The organism is Caldimicrobium sp. SLHALR3 (assembly GCF_058692735.1).
Genome location: NZ_CP182484.1, coordinates 690,162 through 713,192, shown reverse-complemented (window position 1 = coordinate 713,192; position 23,031 = coordinate 690,162). Strand labels below are relative to the sequence as shown.

General features: G+C 33.1%; 24 protein-coding genes and 1 pseudogene. 16 read left to right on the top strand and 9 right to left on the bottom strand.

Translation table 11 applies throughout. The features are described 5' to 3' along the window. The first annotated feature begins 33 nt into the window (after nucleotides 1-33). The gene (truD, locus tag ACLGLP_RS03740) at nucleotides 34-1,203 is read left to right on the top strand and encodes a tRNA pseudouridine(13) synthase TruD (RefSeq protein WP_492113590.1); all 1,170 of its coding nucleotides are present in this window, start codon (nucleotides 34-36) and stop codon (nucleotides 1,201-1,203) included. Next, complete coding sequence (waaF, locus tag ACLGLP_RS03735; protein ID WP_492113589.1) at nucleotides 1,184-2,137, top strand: lipopolysaccharide heptosyltransferase II; 954 nt, start codon at nucleotides 1,184-1,186, stop codon at nucleotides 2,135-2,137. The genes truD and waaF overlap by 20 nt, the downstream gene beginning before the upstream one ends. Here waaF and trpD read toward each other — a convergent pair. The 5 genes from trpD to recA are packed head-to-tail and all read right to left on the bottom strand — an operon-like array spanning nucleotide 2,134 to nucleotide 7,817. After that, nucleotides 2,134-3,171: an anthranilate phosphoribosyltransferase gene (trpD, locus tag ACLGLP_RS03730; protein WP_492113588.1), complete on the bottom strand. Its 1,038-nt coding sequence runs from the start codon at nucleotides 3,169-3,171 to the stop codon at nucleotides 2,134-2,136. The genes waaF and trpD overlap by 4 nt on opposite strands. A 4-nt stretch (nucleotides 3,172-3,175) precedes the next feature. Then, nucleotides 3,176-4,492, bottom strand: a complete 1,317-nt coding sequence (locus ACLGLP_RS03725) for a TldD/PmbA family protein (protein WP_492113587.1) — start codon at nucleotides 4,490-4,492, stop codon at nucleotides 3,176-3,178. Continuing rightward, nucleotides 4,489-5,772 carry a phosphopyruvate hydratase gene (eno, locus tag ACLGLP_RS03720; RefSeq protein WP_492113586.1) on the bottom strand — a complete coding sequence of 428 codons (1,284 nt, stop codon included), beginning with the start codon at nucleotides 5,770-5,772 and terminating at the stop codon, nucleotides 4,489-4,491. Before eno ends, ACLGLP_RS03725 begins: the two co-directional genes overlap by 4 nt. Before the next feature lie 2 nt (nucleotides 5,773-5,774). Continuing rightward, nucleotides 5,775-6,782, bottom strand: a complete 1,008-nt coding sequence (gene rfaE1, locus ACLGLP_RS03715; protein ID WP_492113585.1) for a D-glycero-beta-D-manno-heptose-7-phosphate kinase — start codon at nucleotides 6,780-6,782, stop codon at nucleotides 5,775-5,777. Nucleotides 6,783-6,788: 6 nt separating this feature from the next. Further along, entirely contained in the window at nucleotides 6,789-7,817 is a 1,029-nt protein-coding gene (gene recA, locus ACLGLP_RS03710) for a recombinase RecA (protein WP_492113584.1), read from the bottom strand. An 80-nt stretch (nucleotides 7,818-7,897) separates the two neighbouring features. On the opposite strand from recA, the gene ACLGLP_RS03705 reads away from it, so the two are divergent. The 9 genes and pseudogenes from ACLGLP_RS03705 to ACLGLP_RS03665 form a co-directional block, all read left to right on the top strand. Further along, complete coding sequence (locus ACLGLP_RS03705) at nucleotides 7,898-8,551, top strand: RlmE family RNA methyltransferase (protein WP_492113583.1); 654 nt, start codon at nucleotides 7,898-7,900, stop codon at nucleotides 8,549-8,551. Between the two features lie 11 nt (nucleotides 8,552-8,562). After that, nucleotides 8,563-9,375 (top strand): 4-hydroxy-tetrahydrodipicolinate reductase, encoded by an 813-nt coding sequence (dapB, locus tag ACLGLP_RS03700; protein WP_492113582.1) that lies wholly within the window; start codon nucleotides 8,563-8,565, stop codon nucleotides 9,373-9,375. 4 nt (nucleotides 9,376-9,379) lie between these two features. Next, nucleotides 9,380-10,165: a P-loop NTPase gene (locus ACLGLP_RS03695; RefSeq protein WP_492113581.1), complete on the top strand. Its 786-nt coding sequence runs from the start codon at nucleotides 9,380-9,382 to the stop codon at nucleotides 10,163-10,165. A 5-nt stretch (nucleotides 10,166-10,170) separates the two neighbouring features. Next, nucleotides 10,171-10,926, top strand: coding sequence for a Rossmann-like domain-containing protein (locus ACLGLP_RS03690; RefSeq protein WP_492113580.1), 756 nt, complete (start codon nucleotides 10,171-10,173; stop codon nucleotides 10,924-10,926). Then, complete coding sequence (locus ACLGLP_RS03685; protein ID WP_492113579.1) at nucleotides 10,926-11,219, top strand: hypothetical protein; 294 nt, start codon at nucleotides 10,926-10,928, stop codon at nucleotides 11,217-11,219. The genes ACLGLP_RS03690 and ACLGLP_RS03685 overlap by 1 nt, the downstream gene beginning before the upstream one ends. After that, nucleotides 11,216-12,007, top strand: a complete 792-nt coding sequence (murI, locus tag ACLGLP_RS03680) for a glutamate racemase (protein ID WP_492113578.1) — start codon at nucleotides 11,216-11,218, stop codon at nucleotides 12,005-12,007. Before ACLGLP_RS03685 ends, murI begins: the two co-directional genes overlap by 4 nt. Nucleotides 12,008-12,015: 8 nt before the next feature. Then, a complete protein-coding gene (locus ACLGLP_RS03675) occupies nucleotides 12,016-13,203 on the top strand; it encodes an aspartate aminotransferase family protein (protein WP_492113577.1) in 1,188 nt (395 codons plus the stop codon). A 7-nt stretch (nucleotides 13,204-13,210) separates the two neighbouring features. Continuing rightward, entirely contained in the window at nucleotides 13,211-14,500 is a 1,290-nt protein-coding gene (locus ACLGLP_RS03670) for a TIGR04013 family B12-binding domain/radical SAM domain-containing protein (RefSeq protein WP_492113576.1), read from the top strand. A 105-nt stretch (nucleotides 14,501-14,605) separates the two neighbouring features. Continuing rightward, nucleotides 14,606-14,704 (top strand): annotated as a pseudogene (locus ACLGLP_RS03665) (N-acyl homoserine lactonase family protein); the annotation flags it as partial. A 122-nt stretch (nucleotides 14,705-14,826) separates the two neighbouring features. Here ACLGLP_RS03665 and ACLGLP_RS03660 read toward each other — a convergent pair. After that, nucleotides 14,827-15,558 (bottom strand): class I SAM-dependent methyltransferase, encoded by a 732-nt coding sequence (locus ACLGLP_RS03660; RefSeq protein WP_492113575.1) that lies wholly within the window; start codon nucleotides 15,556-15,558, stop codon nucleotides 14,827-14,829. On the opposite strand from ACLGLP_RS03660, the gene nfi reads away from it, so the two are divergent. Beyond that, nucleotides 15,510-16,172 carry a deoxyribonuclease V gene (gene nfi / locus ACLGLP_RS03655; protein WP_492113574.1) on the top strand — a complete coding sequence of 221 codons (663 nt, stop codon included), beginning with the start codon at nucleotides 15,510-15,512 and terminating at the stop codon, nucleotides 16,170-16,172. The two genes, ACLGLP_RS03660 and nfi, sit on opposite strands and share 49 nt — an antisense overlap. On the opposite strand, the gene ACLGLP_RS03650 is transcribed toward nfi, so the two are convergent. Beyond that, a complete protein-coding gene (locus ACLGLP_RS03650; RefSeq protein WP_492113573.1) occupies nucleotides 16,096-18,720 on the bottom strand; it encodes a calcium-translocating P-type ATPase, PMCA-type in 2,625 nt (874 codons plus the stop codon). The two genes, nfi and ACLGLP_RS03650, sit on opposite strands and share 77 nt — an antisense overlap. Before the next feature lie 121 nt (nucleotides 18,721-18,841). On the opposite strand from ACLGLP_RS03650, the gene ACLGLP_RS03645 reads away from it, so the two are divergent. From ACLGLP_RS03645 to ribD, 4 genes are read left to right on the top strand one after another with little or no spacing between them, the layout of a single operon-like run. Next, a complete protein-coding gene (locus tag ACLGLP_RS03645; protein WP_492113572.1) occupies nucleotides 18,842-19,321 on the top strand; it encodes a flavin reductase family protein in 480 nt (159 codons plus the stop codon). A gap of 10 nt (nucleotides 19,322-19,331) precedes the next feature. After that, entirely contained in the window at nucleotides 19,332-19,946 is a 615-nt protein-coding gene (locus ACLGLP_RS03640; RefSeq protein WP_492113571.1) for a tetratricopeptide repeat protein, read from the top strand. Next, nucleotides 19,943-20,404 carry a DnaJ family domain-containing protein gene (locus ACLGLP_RS03635; RefSeq protein WP_492113570.1) on the top strand — a complete coding sequence of 154 codons (462 nt, stop codon included), beginning with the start codon at nucleotides 19,943-19,945 and terminating at the stop codon, nucleotides 20,402-20,404. Before ACLGLP_RS03640 ends, ACLGLP_RS03635 begins: the two co-directional genes overlap by 4 nt. Nucleotides 20,405-20,413: 9 nt before the next feature. Next, nucleotides 20,414-21,559: a bifunctional diaminohydroxyphosphoribosylaminopyrimidine deaminase/5-amino-6-(5-phosphoribosylamino)uracil reductase RibD gene (gene ribD / locus ACLGLP_RS03630; protein ID WP_492113569.1), complete on the top strand. Its 1,146-nt coding sequence runs from the start codon at nucleotides 20,414-20,416 to the stop codon at nucleotides 21,557-21,559. On the opposite strand, the gene coaE is transcribed toward ribD, so the two are convergent. Both coaE and ACLGLP_RS03620 read right to left on the bottom strand, forming a co-directional pair. Beyond that, nucleotides 21,525-22,109, bottom strand: a complete 585-nt coding sequence (gene coaE, locus ACLGLP_RS03625; RefSeq protein ID WP_492113568.1) for a dephospho-CoA kinase — start codon at nucleotides 22,107-22,109, stop codon at nucleotides 21,525-21,527. The two genes, ribD and coaE, sit on opposite strands and share 35 nt — an antisense overlap. Beyond that, nucleotides 22,106-23,029, bottom strand: coding sequence for an RluA family pseudouridine synthase (locus ACLGLP_RS03620; RefSeq protein WP_492113567.1), 924 nt, complete (start codon nucleotides 23,027-23,029; stop codon nucleotides 22,106-22,108). The genes coaE and ACLGLP_RS03620 overlap by 4 nt, the downstream gene beginning before the upstream one ends. Between the last annotated feature and the right edge of the window lie 2 nt (nucleotides 23,030-23,031).

Genomic DNA, 23,031 nt, shown 5'->3' with positions numbered 1-23,031 from the left:
TTTTTAAGGCTCTATCTTTTAAAATAAGGCTTAATGAAAATAAAAGAAAGATTGGAAGATTTTATTGTTTCAGAAGTTGCAGATATTTATCCAGAGGGAAAGGGAGAATATTCTCTTTACATGCTTAAAAAATTTGATATCTCTACTTGGGATGCCCTCGGGAAAATAGCAAAAAAACTCAGAATTTCAATGGATTCCATAGGTTACGGTGGAATAAAAGACAAGAAAGCCATAGCACATCAGTTTCTCACTATAAAAAATGGCCCTAAAAAAGATATAAAAGAAAAAGATTACGAGCTTATTTATCTTGGAAAAACAACAAAACCTATGTCAAAAGAACTACTCATAGGAAATAAGTTTGAAATTGTAATAAGAGATTTTAAAGTTGAGGTAGATAGATTTTCTAAAGAAGTAGAGCTCGTTAAAAAATTTGGTCTTGCAAATTACTTTAATGAACAAAGATTTGGTTCAGTAAAAAGCTCTAAAGAATTCGCAGTAAAGGAAATTATTTTAGGAAATTACGAAAAAGCTCTTTATCTCATGCTTGCTGAAGGAAGTGCCGTTGATATAGAAAAAACCAGAAAATTTAGAAATTGTTTGAAAAGAAACTGGAGAAATTTTGAAAAGTGTTTAGAACTTGCCAAAGTTAATTGGGAAAAAAATCTGTTAAAATTTTTAATTGACCACAAACCTTCAAAAAGAACCTTTAAAAGAGCCTTAAATCTTGTAGATAAAGAGTATCTATTTTTTCTAGGAAACGCCTATCAGAGCTTTATCTGGAATGAGGTTTTAAAAGAAGTTCTTTTAAAACTTAACATTCCCTGCTTTAAAGCACCTTATATTCTTGGAGATCTTTATTTTTATAAAGAGATACCTGAGGAAAAATGGGAAATTTTGAAGAGCCTCAAACTTCCTTTACCTGCCCCAAAGCTTCAGTTTAAAGAAAAAGTTGATACCCTTAACTTAGAAGAAATCTATAATGAAATATGCAAAAGAGAAGGGTTAAATGGTATTAAAAACTTGAGAACCTTCATAAAGGGTCTTATATTTAAGACCTATCCACGACCAGCAGTTGTGTTTCCAGAAAATTTGGAGTGGGAAATAGTGAATGATAAAGCTGTTAAAATAAAGTTTTTCTTAGAAAAAGGAGCTTATGCTACCTTAGTAGTAAAGAGGCTGTATTATGGTTATCAGAATCCCTAACTGGCTTGGCGATGCCTTAATGGCGACTCCAGTTTATTATAATCTCTGTAAAATAGAAAAAATCTATCTTTTTGGACTACCTCAATTGGTAGATCTTTTCAAAGCATTTCCGAATACAGAAATTCTTTACTACAAAAAGGGGGATTCCAAAGAAAATATCAAAACTTTAGCCCCTTTTAAAAATGAAATAGGACTTCTTCTTACCAATTCTTTTTCCTCAGCCTGGCTTTTTTTTAGAGCGGGTTTAAAAGAAAGATGGGGTTATGCAAGGGATTTTAGAAGCTTTCTTTTAACAAAGGCTATAAAACCTCCTCGCGAAAAACTACATCAAAGAGATTATTATCTTTATCTTTTAAAGTCTTTGGGATTGCCAAACGAATTTAAAGACCTTTTTTTGCCTGTAAAAGAGGAATTTCTAAAAAGTGCAGAAAAATTTTTAATCCCACTAAAAGATAAACCTTTTGTCGTTCTTGCACCAGGTGCTGCCTATGGACCAGCAAAAATGTGGCCTAAAGAATACTATAAAGAGGTTGCCTCTTTTCTTGTTAAAAAGGGAGTTGCTGTGTTGATAATAGGTAGCCTAAGAGAAAAAGAAGTGGGAAATTTTATCAAAAACGGGTTAAAGGAAGTATACAATCTTTGCGGAGAAACAAAATTAACAGAAGTTGCAGGAATTTTTTGCAAGGCTAAGGTTGTTGTTTCTAATGATTCTGGTCTCATGCATCTTGCAGCATCGTTAAAACTTCCTCAAATAGCTATTTTCGGCTCAACAGATCCTGAAATAACAGGTCCTTTAAATCAAAAAGCTATAATTTTAAAGAAAAATTTACCCTGTAGTCCTTGTTTTGAAAGAACCTGTAAATACGGACATTACGAATGTCTGAAAAGTATTACTCCTTATGATGTTATAAAAGCCTTAGAAAGTTTGATTTAAATTTTAAATCTTTTGTAGTAATCAAGAATTTCTTGCCATTTTTCCCATGCTTTCCCTTCTTCAATAAGTGCTTTTGCCTTTTTGATTCCTCCTTTAAAGTCTATGGCTTTTTCACAAAGATAAATTGCTCCTCCTAAATTTAACAAAAACATATCCATAATAGGACCTTCAAGCTTCCCCTGCAAAAGGTTTTCAAGAATTTCTTTACTTTGGAAAGGATCCTTCACCATAAGCTCCTCTGGATTTTCACACCTTTCAAATCCAAAGTTTTCAGGATCTACATAATAGGTGGTGATTTTTTCCTCTCTTAATTCTGAAATTTTTGTGGAACCTGTTATAGTAATTTCATCGTAGCCTTCTTCTCCAAAAACAACCAAAGCTCTTTTAACTCCTATGCTATCAAGAACATAGGCTATTTTTTCCGTAAGTAAAAAATCATAAACTCCCATTAGCTGATAATTAGCAAGAGCTGGATTCAAAAGAGGACCCAAAGTATTAAAAATGGTTCTGCCAAGTTTTTTTCTTATTTTAGCAACCTTTTTAAAAGCAGGATGATAAGAGGGAGCAAAAAGGAAACAAAAGCCTATTTCTTCAAGAGCTTGAGCTGAAGCCTCAGGTGGAAGATCTAAGGGAATACCACAGGCTTCAAGAAGATCTGCACTCCCACACTTACTTGAAACTGATCTATTGCCGTGTTTAGCAACATAAACTCCATCAATAGCTGAAAGAGCTATAGCAACTGCTGTTGAAAAATTAAAGGTGTGTTTTTGGTCTCCTCCTGTTCCGCAAGTATCAACAATTATAGCATCTTTACTTAAATTATGAGGAACTTTTATCATTACCTCTCTATATGCCATAACAGCACCAGTTATTTCCTGCCAGGTCTCACCTTTTTTTCTCAAAAGATCAAGAAATGTTTCTGCTTCAGACTCATCAAAATCTTCAATAGCTATCTTTTTAAAAACCTCGTAAGCCTCTTCTTTTTTCAAATTTTCTCCTTCTTTAAGTTTTACTATAGCTTCTTTAATTTCCATTAATCTATCCTCCTAAATCCATTTTTTCTATAAGCAGACTTGGAGAACCGAAAGAACCATAAAAAGTAAGATCAGACCCTATCTCCACAACATTTCTAAATAGCTCAAAAAGATTACCAGAAAGAGCAACCTCACAAAAGTAATCAACAGGTTCTCCATTTTTATAATATATCCCAGATACTCCAAAAGAAAAATCCCCAGAAATTGGATTCGCAGTGTGAGCACCTAAGACTTCTAAAACTTCAAATACTTCTTTTTCAAGCTTAATTAATTCTTCTTTTGCTAAATTACCTTTTTTAAGATAGAAATTGGTTGAAGAAATTTTAGGAAATGATGAAAAGTCAGGTCTTCTTGAATTACCTGCTTTAAACCCCTTTAACCCCTTCTTTTCAGCTTCTAATTTCCAGTAAGTATCAAATAAAAAGTCCTTAATTACTCCCTCTTCTATAAGAATTTTTTTATTCTGAGGAACTCCTTCGTCGTCAAAGGGTCTACTCTCAGGCAATTCAGGACTTATTCCGTCATCAAAGAGAGTTATCCTTTCACTAAAGATCTTTTTTCCAAGCTTATCTTTTAAATAGGATCTTTCTTTTAAAACCTCATCTCCGAGAAAAGAAAATTCTAAAATATCAAGAAGTTCAACCGCTACAAAAGGAGGAAAAAGAACGGAAATTTTTAAATTTTTTCCCTTTTTTGTTTTAGAAAGAGCTAAGGCTTTATTACAAGCAAACTCAACTCTTTCTAAAAGTCTTTCATAGTCGTAATTTATTCCTTCATACCATTCGTAGGCTGAAGCCTCTTTATCTTTACCCTTGGCAATAACTGATATAAAAAAGGTACAAAAAGGCTTTTCGTAGCTCAATTCTTTTCCATTTCTTATTAAAATGTATTTTGTCTTACCAAGCGAAACTTTTATCTTTTCAACCCTTGCAATTGATGAATTAAAGCCATATGCCTTTTCTTCAAGCTTGTTAAGATTTTCTTTAAGTTCTTCAAGTGGTATGTTAACTTGTGTTTGATAAGAAATTTCAGGATACTCTTCTTCTATTTCTGGAAAAATAGAAGGAACTCCGTATTGGGAAAGAAGTTTTGCTTTTAAAACTGACTTTTCTACCTCTAAAGGATCAAGATAAGTAGTATATGAAAGTCCTGCTTTTTTATTTTCGTTTAAGTATCTTACAGATATACTTTGATCTACATATTTTTCTTCTAAAAAGGGGGTTCCGTCTCTTTTTTCTATCTCTAAGCCTTCTTCAATTTCAATAAAGAATTCAACAGTTTCTTTTTTAGAAAGGGTTTTAATCTTTTCTAAAGCTTTCATAAAACTTTTAAAATGCTTTTTCCTGCAAAAATAGCTGAAGAACCAAGGCATTCTTCAATTCTCAGAAGTTGATTAAACTTTGCCACCCTTTCACTTCTTGCAGGAGCACCTGTTTTTATTTGTCCTGTATTTAAAGCTACAGCGAGATCTGCAATAAAGGTATCTTCTGTTTCTCCAGAACGATGAGAAATCATACATTTCCAGTTGTTTTTATAAGCAAGCTCAACCGCTGAAATTGTCTCAGTAAGTGTTCCTATCTGATTAAGCTTAATCAGTACTGCATTAGCAAGTTTTTCTTTAATTCCCCATTCAATTCTTTTGGGATTGGTAACAAATATATCATCTCCTACAATTTGAATTTTATCTCCGAGACGGGACCTAATAAGCTTAAATCCCTCTGGATCGTCTTCAGAAAAGGGATCTTCTATTAAAATAATAGGATAATTTTTGACGAGTTTTTCGTAATATTCTAACAATTCTTCTCTGTCCATTTTTTTACCAAGACCAGAAAGGTTATAAATTCCGTTCCCTTCGTAAAATTCTGAAGCTGCAACATCCATAGCAATTGCTACATCTTCTCCGGGTTTATATCCAGCTTTTTCAATAGCTTTTATAAGATAATCGAGAGCCTCTTCAGGGGATTTAATTTGTGGAGCAAAGCCTCCTTCGTCCCCTACAGAAACACTTAAACCTTTTTCTTTTAGAACACTTTTTAGAGCTTGATAGGTTTCAACTCCCATCCTTAAAGCTGAGGAAAAATTTTCTGCTCCCCAAGGAGCAATCATGAATTCTTGAAAATCAAGGGGATTGTCTGCATGAACTCCTCCGTTTATTACATTCATAAAAGGAACAGGAAGGACCCGTGCTCTCAAACCACCGATATAAGCAAAAAGGGGCATACCAAATTCCTCAGCTGTTGCCCTTGCACAGGCAAGAGAAACACCGAGAATTGCATTAGCTCCGAGTTTTGATTTGTTTTCTGTTCCATCAAGCTCACAGAGCATCATATCAATTTCTGCTTGCTTAGAAGACTCAAATCCCTCTAATTGCGGAGCAATAATTTCATTTACATTAAAAACAGCTTTTTGAACCCCTTTCCCGAAATACCTCTTAGGGTCTTTGTCTCTTAATTCCAAGGCTTCATGTTTACCTGTTGAAGCTCCAGATGGAACAGATGCCCTTCCATAAAATCCACTTTCTAACCAAACTTCTACTTCAATTGTGGGATTTCCTCTTGAATCAAGTATTTCACGAGCTTTTATAGAAGAGATTTTACCCATCTCTAACCCCCTTTTGAATTCTCTTTTGAATTCTCTTTGACAAAAGCTTTTATCTCATTCCAGTAAACAGGTTTTGTTCCTATCTTTCCAACAACAATTCCAGCTGCGATATTAGCAAGGTTAATAATTTGTTTAAGAGGCAGTCCTATAGCATAAAATGCCCCCAGGGAGGCAACAACAGTATCCCCTGCACCAGAAACATCGTAAACTTCTTTAGCTTGAGAAGGAGAATGAAAAGCTCCTTCCTTTGGGTGATAATAAAATATTCCGTCCTTTCCCAATGTTATTACAAGAAAGTCAAGATTATATCTTTCAACAAGAAGGGAGGCTGATTTTTTTAAATCTTCTTGAGGAAGATTTTCCTTTAATGCTGTTTCTTTAAATTCTTTGAAGTTTGGAGTAATTGTAGTTGCACCTTCGTATTTTTTCCAATCAACGCTTTTAGGGTCAACTATAAGAAATTTTCCCCTTCTCCTTGCCTCTCCTATTATCCAAGCACAAAAACTTTCAGATAAAAACATACCTTTAGCATAATCAGAAAGAATAACTCCATCAACTTCCGTTAGAAGAGTTTCGTAAATTTCTTGAAATTTTTTCTTTAAATTTTTATCAATTGGTTTTCTTTCTTCTTTATCTATGCGAAGAAGTTGTTGTGATTGAGCAATTATTCTTGTTTTAATGGTAGTGGGACGAGTAGGATCTTCCAAAATACCTTTTACTCCTACTCCTTCTTTTTTTGCAAGTTCTTTCAAAATCTTTCCGTGCTCATCTTTGCCCACAACCCCTATAAGTTCAACTTGAACATTAAGTCCTCTTAAGTTTGCTGCAACATTTGCTGCCCCACCAAGGCTAAAGTAAGTTTCCTTTAAATCAAATACAGGAACTGGAGCCTCAGGAGAGATTCTATTAACTTCTCCAACGAAATATCTGTCAAGAATGCAATCCCCTATTACGAGAAGTTTTACATTTTTTAGCTTTTCTTCTATTTTTTCTAAGGTTTCTAACTGCATTTGTTTTTAAAGCGGTAAACCTGCCATTTCTCTTATTTTTCTTTCTATTTCTTGAGCAAGTTCTTTTTTCTCTTTAAGTAATTTTCTAACATTTTCTCTTCCCTGTCCTAATCTTTCTTCTTTACCATCAGTTTTATAGGTATACCAGGCACCACTTCTTTCCAAAATTCCCATAGCAAGCCCAAGATCAATCAATTCAGCTTCTTTTGAAATGCCTTCCCCAAAATATATATCAAATTCAACTTCTTTAAAAGGTGGAGCAAGTTTATTTTTAACTACTTTCACTTTTACTCTATGTCCCAAAGTTTCTGTGCCTTCTTTTATGGCTCCTAATTTTTTTATTTCTAATCTTAAGGAAGCAAAAAACTTAAGAGCCATTCCTCCTGGAGTTGTTTCAGGAGGACCACCATATGTTCCCATACCTATTTTCATACGAGTCTGATTGATGAAAACAACTGCCGTATTGCTTTTAGAGATGGCTGCAGTTAGTTTTCTCATAGCTTTTGACATAAGACGAGCTTGTAAACCAACTTGTTGATCTTCCATCTCCCCTTCAAGTTCAGCTTTGGGAACAAGAGCAGCAACTGAATCAACAACAATAATGTCCACTGCTCCGCTTCTTGCGAGAAGCTCTGCGATTTCAAGAGCTTGTTCTCCTGTATCTGGTTGAGAAATAAGTAAATCCTCTACATTAACACCAAGTTTTTTAGCATAATTTACATCAAGAGCATGCTCTGCATCTATAAAAGCAGCAATTCCTCCCATTTTTTGGGCTTCAGCAACCATATGTAGAGCTAAAGTGGTTTTCCCTGAAGCCTCTGCACCGTAAATTTCCGTAATTCTTCCCCTTGGTATTCCCCCAATACCGGTTGCAATGTCAAGACTTAATGAACCTGTAGGAATTACGCTGACTTCTATCTTTTTTTCGCTTTCTCCCAGACGCATTATAGCACCTTTCCCAAACTGCTTTTCAATCTGGGAGATTGCTGCTTCTACAGCCTTTTTTTTGTCTAATTCTTTTTCTGCAACCTTCATAAAAATTCCCCCTTTAATTTGGAACAAAAAACAAATTTTTTTAAATCTTACCATAAAAAAATTTTATAAAAAAGTCAAGTTTGGTTTTATTAAAAGTAGATGATAAAATTACCATTAAGATGAGCAAAAATCCCTGGTTTGACAAATGGGCAAAAAAGGCAAAAGAAAAAGGGTTCCCTGCCCGCTCTGTTTTTAAATTACAAGAAATTCAAGAAAAATATAAAATTATTAAAAAAGGAGATATTGTATTAGATCTAGGAGCATCTCCGGGCTCTTGGTCTAAATATGTTTTAAATATCGTAGGAAAGGAAGGAAAAGTAGTGGGAATTGACTTATTACCAGTCAAAATAAGTCATCCTAATTTTTTCTTTTTACAGAAGGATGTTTTTGAGTTAAAAAATGAAGATTTTAAAAACTTAGGGATAGAAAAATTTGATGTAATTTTAAGTGATATGGCACCAAAAACAACAGGAGATAAGTTTGGAGATCATGTTCGTTCTGCAAGACTCGTTGAGAAAGCCTTGGAATTAGCTAACAATTATTTAAAAGAAAGTGGAAACTTTGTAGCTAAGGTTTTTGAAGGAGAAAAAATTCCCCAGTTAAAAAAACAAATTGAAAAATGTTTTAAAAGTGTTAAATTTTTTAAACCAAAAAGCTCAAGAAAGGAAAGCAGAGAAATTTTTATTATAGCTCAAGGATTTAAAAATATCTGTTTTAAAAATCAAAATAAATAGGAGGTAATTTCATGGCAATAAAAGCTATAGTTGCAGGTGTAGCAGGAAGAATGGGGAAAACAATTACTAATTTGATATTTCAAAATCCAGAAATAGATTTAGTTGCTGCCTTTGAGCATCCAGAAAACCCTGCAGTGGGAAAAGATGTAGGGGAGATAGTAGGTCTTCCTAAAACTGGAATCATAATAGAGGATTCCTTAGAAAAGGTTATAGAAAAAGGGGATGTTATTATTGATTTTACCTTTCACAAGGCTTCCCTTGAACACGCAAGAATTAATGCAAAATATGGAAAGGCAATGGTAATTGGGACAACAGGGTTTGCCAAAGAAGAACTTTCTGAAATTCATGAGCTTGCCAAAAAACATTTTCCCCTTGTTCAAGACTACAATATGAGCATGGGAGTTAATTTGCTTGTAAAACTTGTTGAAATAACTGCTAAGGTTCTTTCAGAAGGTTACGATGTAGAAATAATTGAAGCTCACCATCGTATGAAAAAGGATGCCCCAAGTGGAACTGCTTTAAAACTTGCCAATGCTATAGCAAAGGTTCTCGGAAGAACTGAGGAAGACTTTAGATTTTGCAGAGAAGGACTCATAGGAGAAAGACCTTCTAAGGAAATAGGTATTCAAACCATAAGAGGAGGAGACATAGTAGGAGAACATACAGTTCTTTTTGCAGGAATTGGAGAAAGAATAGAACTAACTCATAAGGCAAGTAGTCGTGAAACTTTTGCGCGTGGAGCTATAAAAGCTGCTCTCTGGGTTGTAAGTAAAGAACCCGGAGTTTATAATATGCAAGATGTTCTGGGATTAAAAAATCTTTAAAGCTATGGAAGAAAAGACTTGTCCCTCAGCTGAAGAGTTTTTTAAAAAAGAATTTAAAAAGCATACAGGAATAAAAGATATTCGCTTTGTGCTTGCTGTAGGAAGTGGAAAGGGTGGTGTTGGTAAAACTACAGTTTCTGCTATTTTAGGACTTGCTTTAAGTAAAGCTGGTTATTTGGTAGGCATCTTTGACCTTGATTTTTATGGACCAAACATAAATCTCGCCTTAGGAATAAATAAAAAACCTGTTATTGAATCTGGAAAAATTAAACCAATTAGTGCTACTAACATAAAAATACTTAGTTTAGCTTTAATGATTTCAGAAAAAGAGCCTATTTTCATGAGAGGTCTTATGGCTTCTAAACTTCTTCAGGAACTTCTTCAAAAAGTGGAATGGGGTCCTCTTGATTTCTTAATCCTTGATCTACCGCCTGGAACAGGAGACATCTTTCTTACCACACTTGATCTTTTTAATCTTGAAGGTTTTATACTCGTTACAACACCTCATAAACTTGCTATTTCAGACGCAAAAAGAACTGTAACTATTCTCAAAGAAAATAAAATTCCCATATTAGGAGTGGTTAAAAATATGGCTGATTTCTTTGAAGATGAAACAGCCTTTCAAAGCTTTTTAACTGAACAAAAATTAAATACTCTATTTGAAATCCCTTTATTAAAAGAACTTTCTAAGACTGAAAACTTAATAGAAGTTTTTGAAAACCCAGAAAAACAAAAATTTTTGGAAACCGTTGCTGAAAGGGTGTTGGAAAAAATTTTCAGAATCCATTAAAGCTTATGGAGTATAAAGACATTTACAAAAACCTTGTGGAAGCTTCTTTATCTATCGCAAGAGCAAAAAAAATAAAACGAGTTTGTGTAGGAATACATTATACTATGGTTGAAATTGAAAGAGGAGGAGTAGGATTAGCTTATACACTTTTACCTTCTGCTAAAACTTGTTGTGAGCTTGGAAATGAATTTAATTTCTGGAAAAGTCCTGCAGATGTAGTTATAAAAGGTTATTTAGGAGGTCATCCAATAGAAGTCTCTATCGGACTTGCAACCATTAATGCTATTTTTAACCATAAAAAAGATCTTTTAAAGGATTTTGTAGTAGGAGACGTATTTTCAGAAATCAAACTAAATAGTAAGGATGAAGTTTTGATGATAGGTTTTTTTGAGCCCCTTTTTAAAAAACTTGAGGGAAAAGTTAGTAAAATCTGGGTAATAGAAAAAAAACCAGAAGAAAGTAGTGTAAAAATATCTGATATAAAAACAAAGGTTAAAGTTGCTATAATTACTTCATCAACCTTAGTAAACAAAACACTTCATTCTGTTTTAGAAGAGTTAGAAGGAATACCCGAAGTGTTATTAATGGGACCAACAACTCCTTTAAATCCTGAGGTATTCAGATTTACTCCCATTACTTGGCTTTGCGGAAGCAGAGTAAAGGACTCTGAGCTTTTGTTTAGATTGGTCTGTGAAGGAAAAGGTGCTTCCTCTTTTTTTAAGAGTGGCGCTTTAGAAAAAGTTAATATAAAGGTAAAGTAATGAAAATCTTAAATTATCTCAATTATCAATTTATTTTACCTTTTTCTCTTTGGGTTCTTTTTAGTTTAAGAATTTATCCTTCAGATGTTTTGAAATCAATCCTTCATTCAGGGAAAATTTTTATAGGATGTGGTCTTTATGGATTTGGACTAACTATTATTATAAATGGGCTTTCAGCAAAGCTTGCTAAGAAAACCTTAGGAAGAGAAAAGTTTATAAAAATTGCACTCTGGCTTGCTGTGATAACAGCTCTTTCTGCAAGTCTTGAATTTTATTTCGGGATAAAAAAGTGATTGGAGTCTTTGATTCTGGTCTTGGTGGTCTCACAGTTGTAAAAGAGATCTTAGATAAACTTCCGAATTATAAAATTATTTACTTTGGAGACACTGCAAGAATGCCCTATGGAACTAAAAGTGCAGAAACAGTGAAACGCTATGCTATAGAAAATACTAAATTTTTACTTGAAAGGGGAGCAAAAATTATAGTGGTAGCATGTCATACAGCATCAAGTACCGCTATGGATGCTTTAAAGGAAAAGTTTCCTGAAGTTCCCTTTTTTGAAGTGGTAACTCCTTCTTTTAAAAAGGCTTTAAAACTTACTAAAAATAAAAAAATAGGACTAATAGGAACGAGAACAACTGTTGAAAGTGGAATTTATGATCGTCTTTTTTCTCAAGCAGGAGAAGAAATAAAATTTTATGCCAATCCTTCTCCTCTTCTTGTTCCTCTTATTGAAGAGGGTTGGTTAAAAAAACCCGAAACAAGAAAAATTGTAAAGAAATACCTTATTCCTCTTAAAATGAGAGGAATTGATACCCTTATTCTTGGCTGTACACACTATCCACTTATTAAAAAAGTTATTCAAGAGAAGGCAGGAAAAAGGATAAAGCTTGTTGATCCATCTGAAGAAATAGCCCTTGAAATTAAAGAATTTATAGAAAAAAATCCAGAATTAGCAAAAGAGCTTGAACCAGATGGAGAACCAGAAATTTTTGTCTCAGACATAACTCCTAATTTTGAAAAAATTGCTCAGCTTTTTTTGGGAAGAAAAATAAAGTTAAAAAAAATAAGTTTTGAGTGAGGTAGAAAATGGGATACATTGTAGAGATGGGGGAACTTTTTTTAGCTGGAAATTACAAAAGGGAGAGACTTGCTTTTGTAAAAGGTTCTGGAACGAGACTTTTTACTGAAGATGGAGAAGAATATCTTGATTTTACCTCAGGAATAGCAGTTTGTAACTTAGGGCATTCTCACAAAGAACTTGTAGAAATTTTGCAAACCCAGGCTAAACTCCTCTGGCACACTTCAAATCTTTATTATGTCCCACCACAGGCAAAACTTGCCAAAAAACTCGTAGAGCTTTCTTTTGCTGATAAGGTATTTTTTGCAAATAGTGGAGCTGAGGCAGTAGAAGCTGCATTAAAACTTGCAAGACGCTATGCCTATGAAAATTTTGGAAAAGAGAAAAATCAATTTATTGCTCTTGAAAATTCCTTCCATGGGAGAACATTTGGGGCTCTTTCAGTTACAGGACAACCTAAATACTGGGAAGGATTTGAGCCACTCGTCCCGGGTGTTATTTTTGTTCCTCCAAATGATAAAAAAGCTTTAAAAAATGCCTTCAATGAAAAGGTCTGTGCCATTATTTTAGAACCTATTCAAGGAGAAGGAGGGGTTTATCCACTGGAAAAAGATTTTATAGAGTTAGCAAGGGATTTGTGTTATAAATTTAATGCCCTTCTTATCTTTGATGAAATACAAACTGGAATAGGAAGAACTGGAAAGCTTTTTGCATACGAACATTATGGAGTTGAACCAGATATTATGTGTCTTGCTAAAGCTCTTGCCAACGGTCTTCCTCTCTCAGCTATGCTTGCAAAGGAAAAAGTAATGAGTGCCTTAAAACCAGGAACTCATGCCTCAACCTTTGGAGGAAATCCTTTAGCCTGTGCAGTTGCATTAAAAGTACTTGAAATTGTAAGTGAACCCTCTTTTTTAAAAGAAGTTGATCTTAAAGGAAGAATTTTAAAAGAAAAAATAGAGAGATTAAATGAGGTTAAACCTGGTATTATAAAAGAAGTAAGGGGTTTAGGGCTTCTTATTGGAGTAGAATTTAACATCTCTGCTGATAAAATTTACAAAAAACTTTTAGAAAGAAAAATTCTTGTAACTCAGCCAAAACCAAACATTATAAGACTTTCTCCCCCTCTTATTATAAACTACAGAGAAATAGACTTTTTTATAGAGAATTTTAAAGAAGTCTTGGCTTCTTTATGACTAAGTAATGTCTTTGGGTTTAATAATTTTTGATCTCAAAAATAACAGATACAGTATCAATGCTCTTCTTGGAGCACTTGAAAAAAATGAACTTATTGAAAAAATACCAATTTATTTTTTAAAAACAAAATCTGAGCTTTTAAAAGGTGTTTCTGAATTTCTTGAAAAGTTTAATAAAGTGGTAATTGCTTTTTCCTTTTTTACTACTCAGGTCTGGGATATAGCAGAAATTGTCAATTCTTTAAGAGAAGTTTTTAAAAACAAAAAAGAAAATCTGATTTTAATTGCAGGAGGTCCTCATTCTACAGGAGATATAAAAGGGGTTTTAAATCTTGGATTTGACTTTGTTTTTGTAGGAGAAGGAGAAAAGAGCTTTTCTCAATTTTTGAAAACACTTTTAAACGATAAAGATTTTTCTAAGATTAAAGGGTTGGCTTATTTTAACGAAAATAAGGAATTTATTTATACGGGAAGACCAGAGCAAATTGACCTTAATTCTTATCCTCCTTTTTCTCTTAAGCTTAACCGAATAAATCCTATTGAGATAACGAGAGGCTGTCCCTTTGGCTGTTATTATTGCCAGACTCCAAGAATATTTGGCAAAAAGGTTAGACACAGAAGCGTAGAAGTTATATTGAAATATGTGGAATTTCTTTTAAAAAAAGGTATTAGGGATTTTCGTTTTATTACTCCCAATGCTTTTAGCTATGGCTCCCCAGATGGAAAAACATTAAACATTTCTGAATTAGAAAATCTTCTTAAAGGTTTATACGAGCTTGTCAAATCAAAAGGAGGAAGAATTTTTTATGGTTCTTTTCCTTCTGAAGTGAGACCAGAACATGTAACAGAGGAAACTATAGCTTTGGTAAAAAAATATGCAGATAACGACAATCTTGTTATAGGTGCTCAATCAGGTAGTGAAAAGATTTTAAATCTTTGTAAAAGAGGGCATACAGTAGAAGATATATATAGAGCTGTTAAATTAACCATTAAAGCAGGACTAAAAGCGAAGGTTGATTTTATTTTTGGTTTACCAGGTGAAGAAAAAGAGGATGTAAAGGCAACTATAAAAGTTATGGAAGATCTTGCGAAAATGGGAGCTATCATTCATGCTCACACCTTTATGCCTCTTCCACAAACTCCTTTTGCTTATAAAAAGCCTGGGAAAATTGATCCTGAACTTTTAAAAACCATAAATAAATTACTTGGTAAAGGACTTCTCTTTGGGGATTGGCAAACTCAAGAAAAGCTCTCCGAAAAAATCTATAAATACTTTCACACCCATAAACTAACTTGATTTAATCTTGATTTTAATATACAGTTGATATATTTTAATAATTAAGTGATAATTAAATAAACTTTTTGATAAGAGGTAAAATATGGCAAAGGGTCTTTTTATAAAATTCATCCTATTGTTGTAGGAATAAAGGTATTTGATAAAGGTATGATGACCTATCAGCACGATTATGGAATTGAATATGTAATTCCCATATACTCCTGGCTACAATCCCCATCCCTTAGATTTTAAATACATGTCTGAATTTATAGAAGAAGTAGATATAGAGGAAGTAGATCAAGCTGGATAGATGGTCTAATAAAATAAAAGCTATGGATCAATAGAAACTATTCCATAAGTTTAAAAATGCTCAAATAACTATAAGGACTTATCTCTTGAGATTTTTCAAGCTTAAAGCCAAATTTTTCTAAAAGCTCCTTTAGTTCTTCTTCTGATATTCTTATTTCCAGAGGTGGACCAATCTCTGTGGCTTCTTTTTTAAATTCAATAACCACAAATCTACCCTGATTTTTAAGCACCCTTTTAACTTCTTTTATTAATTCTTCTTTTTCCTCGTTATCAAAACCATGTAATACATTTGAAACAAAGTAAATATCAACACTTCTATCCTCTAAGGGTAATCTTTTCGTTATATCGGCTTTAATAACCTCAACGTTAGTAATTTTCTTTTCTTTTATTTCTTTTTTCAGTTTTTCTAAGGATTCTTCGTGTATATCAACGGCAATTATCTTTGAATTTGGGCTTAATCTCAATGCGGCTTCAATAGCAAAGTATCCATCTCCGCATCCTGCATCAAGAAAAGTGATATCTCCAGGAAGATTTAAAACATCAAAAACTTGAGAAGCAGAAATTATCCCTTTACTTGATTTACCTGCATGATGATGCTTATGTTTTCTTTCCATATTTTTAATTTTTACCCTAATTTTTTCTTTGTAAACCTTAATCTTAAATTTTTTCCATTTAGAAAATTTGCTTGCAAGGAAGAAAAAAGAAAAATAAAATGTTAAACATGAATCAAAATTTAAAAGAGCTTGAGAGAATACAGCTTGAGTGTGCAAAAAGGGTTATAAAAAAGGATGTATTAACGGATGTGAAAACTGTTGGGGGAATTGATGTCACCTTTGAGAAAGAAAAGGAGAATCCAACCAAAGCCTGGGCATGTATGGTGATAATTGAACTTCCTGCTTTAAAACCGTTATATCACAAAGTAGTGGAAGATAAGGTAAATTTCCCATATATTCCTACTTTTCTTGCCTTTAGAGAACTACCTATTATGCTAAAGCTTTATCAAATTCTTGATTTTAAACCGGATGCAGTATTTATAGATGGGCAGGGAATTTCTCACCCAAGAGGCTGTGGAATTGCTTCTCACTTTGGTGTAGAAACAGGTGCGGTGAGCGTGGGGATTGCAAAGAAAAAACTATGTGGAGAGTATCAGCCTCCTGGAGAAAACCGTGGCAGTTTTTCTTATCTGGTATATAAAAATGAAATTGTAGGAGCTGTTCTTAGAACAAGAGACAAAGTAAAACCTATTTATGTATCTATCGGACACAAAATAAGTCTTGAAACTGCAATTGAACTTGTTTTAAAAACCTCTATTTACCGTATTCCTGAGCCCCTAAGACTTGCCCATAATCTTTTACAGAAGATAAGAAAAAACGCCTCTTTATAAATTTTTCTATCTCTACTGCGATGAAAACTACAGTTGAAAGGGCAAAAGTAATAGCTAATTCCTGTAAAGATAAAGGCTGAGTATGGAAAAATTTGTTGAAAACTGGACAATAGATTATAGCAAGTTGTAAAAATATACTAAATAATACTGAAAGTAATAACACTTTATTAGATAAAAGTCCAAGTTTAAAAAGAGATTCTTTTTCAGATCTTATAGCGAGAACATTTCCCAGCTGGCTTAAGCATAACACTGAAAAAACCATAGTCTGCCAGTGCATGTCAAACTTAAGTGCCAATGCTTGAGTAAAAAGAGAAACTGCTCCCATTAACAGTCCTACCCATATAATATGAATTCCAAGACTATGAGCAAAAATGCTTTCTTTTGGATGTCTCGGAGGTCTTTCCATTACATCCTTTTCAGCAGGCTCTCCTGATAGAGCTATTCCAGGAAGTCCATCAGTTATGAGATTAATCCAGAGAATATGGACAGGTAAGAGTGGCAAAGGCAATCCTAAAAACGGGACTAAACCTACAGTCCATATTTCTCCTGAATTGCTTGTCATAGTATATTTTACAAATTTTCTTATATTATCGTAAATCTTTCTCCCTTCTTTTATAGATTTTACAATGGTTGCGAAATTATCATCAAGAAGAATAAGGTCTGAAGCTTCTTTAGCAACCTCTGTCCCGCTTCCCATAGCAATTCCAATATCTGCTTTTTTCAAAGCAGGAGCATCATTTACCCCATCACCTGTCATGGCAACAAACTGCCCTTTATCCTGCAAGGCTCTTACAATCTTTAATTTTTGCTCAGGAGAGGTTCTTGCATAAACTTTTATTCTTTCAACTATTTTTTCAAACTCTTCTAAAGACATCTCTTCTAATTCTTTTCCTGTTATGGAAACTTCTTCAAAAACCTCATCTTTTTCCACAATTCCAAGTTCCTTAGCAATAGCAAAGGCTGTGATAGGATGATCTCCTGTAATCATCACTACTTTTACTCCTGCTGTTTTACAAAGCTCTATAGCAGACTTAACCTCATCTCTGGGAGGATCAATCATTCCACAAAATCCAAGAAATATCAAATCTGTCTCATAATTTTCTGTTTTGGAAATATCTTCTAATTCTTTGTATGCAAAAGCTAAAAGTCTCATTCCTCTATTGGCGAACTCTTCAGCTTTTTCTAAAACAATTTTTCTTATTTCATCTTTAAAAGGTTCAACTTTACCATCAGAGAGAACCTTATCTGATTTTTCAAGAATAATCTCTAAAGCTCCCTTGGTAAAAACAAGATATTTATTTCTGCTTTTATGAACTGTAGTCATACATTTTCTTTTTGAATCAAAAGGAATTTCAAAAATCCGAGGAAAATCTTTTTGAAGTTCTAATTTATCATATCCTTTACTTTTAGCAAATTCGTAAAGGGCAATTTCTGTGGGATCCCCTGTAATTTTATTGTCTTCCGTTATTTTTATATCGTTATTTAAAATCATACACAAAAAGAAAAGTTCTGAATTTTTGTTAAAAGAAAAGATTTCTTTTATAGTCATTTTGTTTTGGGTTAGGGTACCTGTTTTGTCTGTATAAATATAAGTTACCGATCCGAGAGTCTCCACAGCTGGAAGGTTTCTTACAAGGGCATTTAGATTGACCATTTTCCTTGCGGAAAGGGCAAGGGTTATAGTAACCACAGCTGGTAATGCCTCAGGAACAGCAGCTACTGCAAGTGCAACTGCTGTAAGAAGCATTATTAAAGGTCCTTCTCCTCTCAAAATTCCTAAAAGAAAAATAATTAAACAAATTATAATAGTGGCTATTCCAAGTTTTTTACCAAAATCAGCAAGTCTTTTCTGCAGGGGAGTTTTTGTTTCCTCTTCTTGGACCATTTTTGCAATTTTACCAAGTTCTGTATTCATTCCTGTTGCAACAACAACTCCCTTTCCTCTTCCATGAAGAACAAGGGTTCCTTTAAAAGCCATATTTTTCCTTTCCGAAAGTGTAACCTTTTCTTCCAAAATAGGTTCTGTATGTTTTAAAACAGGAACAGATTCTCCTGTAAGAGGTGATTCATCAACTTTTAACTGATAAACTTCTAATAATCTAAGATCTGCAGGAACTATATCTCCTGCTTCAAGTAAAACTATGTCTCCAGGAACAAGCTCTTCTGCTAAGACCTTTTTAATTTTTCCTTCTCTCACTACTACAGCATGAGGAGAAGCCATTTTAGAAAGCGCTTCCATAGCTTTTTCGGCTCTATATTCCTGAACAAAACCAATAATTGCATTTATAAAAAGAATTACTACTATGGTAATAGTGTCTAAAAGCTCTCCCACAAAACCAGATATAAAAGCTGCAATTATAAGGATTAAAATTAGAAAATCTTTAAACTGATCTATAAAAATCTGAAAAGCTGTTTTTTTCTTCTTCTTTTCCAAAATATTTTTTCCATAAAACTGAAGCCTCTTTTCTACCTCAGCGGAAGATAAACCATTAACAGATGTTTTAAAAAGTTTTAATATCTCTGAAGAATCTTTTTTAAAATAATCCATTTTAAAAAGCCATTTTTAAAGCCATTTTTTAGAATTTAACATAAAGATTTCATTTTTGCATTGCAATTATATACCTATATGTTAGAATTGTTTTAAATAGCACTTAAAAGGGAGGACTAATATGGGTTTACAAAAACTCATTTCTGCTTATATACCTCAGGGAGTTTTTGTGGTGACTTCTAAGATGAATGACAAAATAAACGGAATGACAGCTGCCTGGGTATCCCAAGTTTCTTTTAGACCAAGACTTCTTGCTGTTGCCATTGCACCCCAAAGGTATACCTATGAATTTATTAAAAGCTCTGGGCTTTTTTGTATTAACACCTTAAGCAAGGACCAGATTGATCTTGCTAAACACTTTGGGTTTAAAAGTGGAAGAAGTGTAAACAAGTTTGAAAATGTAGCTTTTACTTATTCTTTAAATGGTTGCCCTGTTTTGAAAGATGCTGTAGCCTATTTTGAGTGTCATGTTGTAGGAGAATGTCAAGCAGGAGATCACATGATAGTCATAGGAGAAGTGACGGATTACGAAGTTTTAAGAAAGGATGCTGAACCACTCATTTTTAAGTGGGACGATTTCTTTGGTGGAATAGAAGATTAGAGGTTTCTAAATGAATTTTTCTGAAAAATTACTTGCCTTTCACGAAAAATTATCTCAGTTCCTTGGAAAACATCTCAGACTCATCTTGGGACTTATAGCTATTTTAATAACAATAGGACTATTATGGGGAGGTTTTACTTATTATAAGCACAAAAAAGAAAAAGAGGCTTCCTTAAAGTTAATGGAAGTTGTTAAATCTCCAAACATAATTCAGGCTTTAAAAGAAGTAAAAGAAAAGTATAAAGGCACTCAAGCCTCTTTGCAAGCATCTCTTTTGTTATTGGATTATTATTTTTCTCAAAAAAACTATAAAGAAATGCAAAACCTTATAAATGAGCTTGAAAAAGAATATCCCAAAAAAATTAAAGGGGTTATTTTATACGGAAAAGCAAAAACCTTTGAAATTCAGGGAGACTTTTCCAAAGCCTTAGAAATTTACAAAGAAATCTCTCAAAAACAACCTGAAATGAATTTTCTTGTTTATTTAGACATAGCAAGGGTTGCTGAAAAACTTGGCAAATTTGATTTGGCAAAAGAATATTATGAAAAATATTTAAAGGAGAATAATACTAAGGATATTGGATTTGCCCAATATAAACTCTCTTACTTAAATACTAAAAAATGAGCCTTCTTATTTTTAAAAAGATTGCCGAAGAAAGAATAAGAAGAGCAATGGAAGAGGGATTTTTTGACAATTTAGAATTAAAAGGAAAGCCTATTGAACTAAAGGAAGATCCCTTTGTTCCAGAAGACCTAAGAGTAGTTTACAAGATCTTAAAAAACGCAGGTTTCTTGCCAAAAGAGGTGGAGTTAAAGAAAGAAATCGCAAAACTTGAAGAGCTTCTTGATGAAGAAACAGGAGATGCCTATCTGAAAGTAAAAAAATTAAGCGTTCTCATTTTCCAGCTAAGTCAAATGAGAAAAGGTCCTATTAACCTTGAGGAAAGTGAATATTATTATAAGATTGCTGAAAAGATTAAACTTGCTAAACAGCAAAAGTCGGGAAAAGAAACAAAAGAGATAGATTGGGTTAAACTTCAAAATCAACTCTATATATCAGCCTTAAAACCAAAGAAGAAGTAATCTTCTTTTATGCATTTTAAAAGTTCTTCTCACGAATTTTTTATGAAAATTGCTATTAAAGAGGGATATAAAGGTTTGGGGTGGACCTCTCCCAATCCACCAGTAGGAGCAGTTCTTGTAAATCCTTTAAACTACGAAATTATAGCTAAGGGCTATCATAGAAAGTTTGGATATCCCCATGCAGAAGTTGAGGTTATTAAAAAAGCAGGAGAAAAGGCAAAAGGAGCTATACTTTATGTAACTCTTGAACCGTGTTCACATTACGGGAAAACTCCTCCATGCACAGAAAAGATTTTAGAGGCTGGAATCTCAAAAGTTATATGTGGAATAAGGGATCCTAATCCAATTGCTAAGGGTGGTTTAGAATATTTAAAATCAAAAGGAATTGGAGTAGAAGTAGGAGTTCTTGAAAAGGAAGTAAAAATTCTTACCAGATTTTTTTTAAGTCATATTTTAAGAAAAAGACCCTGGGTCATAATGAAAGTTGCTTCAAGCCTTGATGGAAAAATAGCAGTTTCTACAGGTGATTCCAAATGGATTACAGGAGAACAAGCAAGAAAATATGCTCATAAATTAAGACACATATGTGATGCTATAGTTGTGGGAAAAAATACAGTTTTAAAAGATAATCCAGAATTAACTTGTAGGCTCTTCAAAGGGAAAAATCCAATAAGGATTATTCTTGATACTAATTTAGACTTAAGCCCTGAATTTAAGGTTTTTAATGTTGACGAAAAAAAGAAAACTATTTTAGTTTGCGGAGAAAATGTAAATTCTGAAAAGGAGAAAATTTTAGCTAAAAAAGGAGTTGAAATTTGGAAACTTCCCTTAAAGAGGGAGAAAATTGACCTCAATGCTGTTTTAGAAAAGTGTTATGAAAATAATATTTGTTCTCTTCTTATTGAGGGAGGGGGAAAAGTTCACGGAAGCTTTATAGAAGAAAACCTTGTAGATGAAATATATTATATTATAGGACCTGTAATAATTGGAGATAAAAAAGGAATTTCCTCAATAGAAAGAGAACCTCTTTCAAGTTTAAAAGAAGCTCTTTTTTTGAAGGACTTGAAAATAAAAAAATTGGGGGATTCTTTTTTGTTTCATAGTTATACACAAGAAGGTATCAATCTTTTAAATACTCCTTTAACATTTCTTTAATTTCCTTTTCCAGTTCCTCCAAATCTTTATCTGTAAATATGACTTTGTGTGCTTTTTTTTCTTTTTCTTTAAGAGGTTTTTGATGTTTTAAAATTTTTTCTCCTGTTTCTATATCTAAACCTTTTTTTAAGATTCTCTCTTTTTGAGTTTTTTCAGAACAGGTTGTTACCCATATTTCATCAAATAGACTTTCCCACCCCACCTCAAATAAAAGAGGAACTTCAAGAAAAACGAGTTTCTTTTCTTTATTTTCCTCCAAAAATTTTAAAAGTTTTTCCTTAACCAAAGGATGAATGAGATTTTCTAAGCTTTTCTTTAATTTCTGGTTTTCTAAAATCTTTTCTAAAATCTTCCTTCTATTAAGTTCTCCGTTAGGTCCAAGAACCTCCTTGCCAAAAATTTCTAAAACTTTCTTCTTTACCTCTTCCTCTTCATAAAGCTTTTTTACAACTTCATCACAAGAAAAGGTAGGAAAACCCATATTTTTTAAAATTTTTAAAACTGTAGATTTACCGGTAGCAAGATTTCCTGTGATGGCTATTTTTTTCATTTTTCTTCTCTTAAAACTTCAATGTAGTTTTTAAATTCTTCAGGAATTTCCGCTCTAAAGGTCATTTTTTCCAAAGTTCTGGGGTGTTTAAAGGAAATTTCATAGGCATGTAACATAAGTCTTGGAGGCTTGGAAACATCATGTTTTAGTCCTCCATAAACAGGATCTCCCAAAACAGGATGTCCTATATAAGAAAAATGAACCCTTATCTGATGGGTTCTTCCTGTGATTGGTTTAGCTAATACTAAAGAAGCCTTATTAAAAACTTCCAAAACCTCATATAATGTTATAGCAAGTTTTCCTTCTTTTAAAACTGCCATCTTTTTTCTGTTAACAGGATGTCTTCCTATAAATGTCTCAATTTTATCCTTCTTTTTTGCTATTTTACCATAAACAAGGGCTATGTATTTTTTTTCAATCAATCTATCTTTAAAGGCTGAAACAAGATTTCTATGTGAAAAGTCATTTTTAGCAATGAGCATAATTCCTGAAGTATCTTTATCAAGCCGATGCACTATTCCTGGTCTTATTTTACCTCCAATTCCAGAAAGATTTTTAAGCTTTAAAAGCAAACCGTGAACTAAAGTGTCATTATAATGTCCAGGTGCTGGATGAACTACAATACCTGCAGGTTTATTTATAACTGCGACATCATCATCTTCATAAATGATTTCAAAGGGGACCTCCTTTGGTTTTATTTCAATTTCTTTCTCAGGAGGAATAATGACCTTTATTTTTTCTCCTTCCTTAATTTTATAACTTGCTTTGGAAGGTTTAAAATTTACTAATACATATCCTTCTTTAATAAGGGCTTGAATTCTACTTCTACTTAATTCTGGAATTTTTTCCTTTATGAATATATCAAGCCTTTTAGCTTTCTCTTCAGGAGATACATCAAAAATATATTCTTTTTGATCCATTA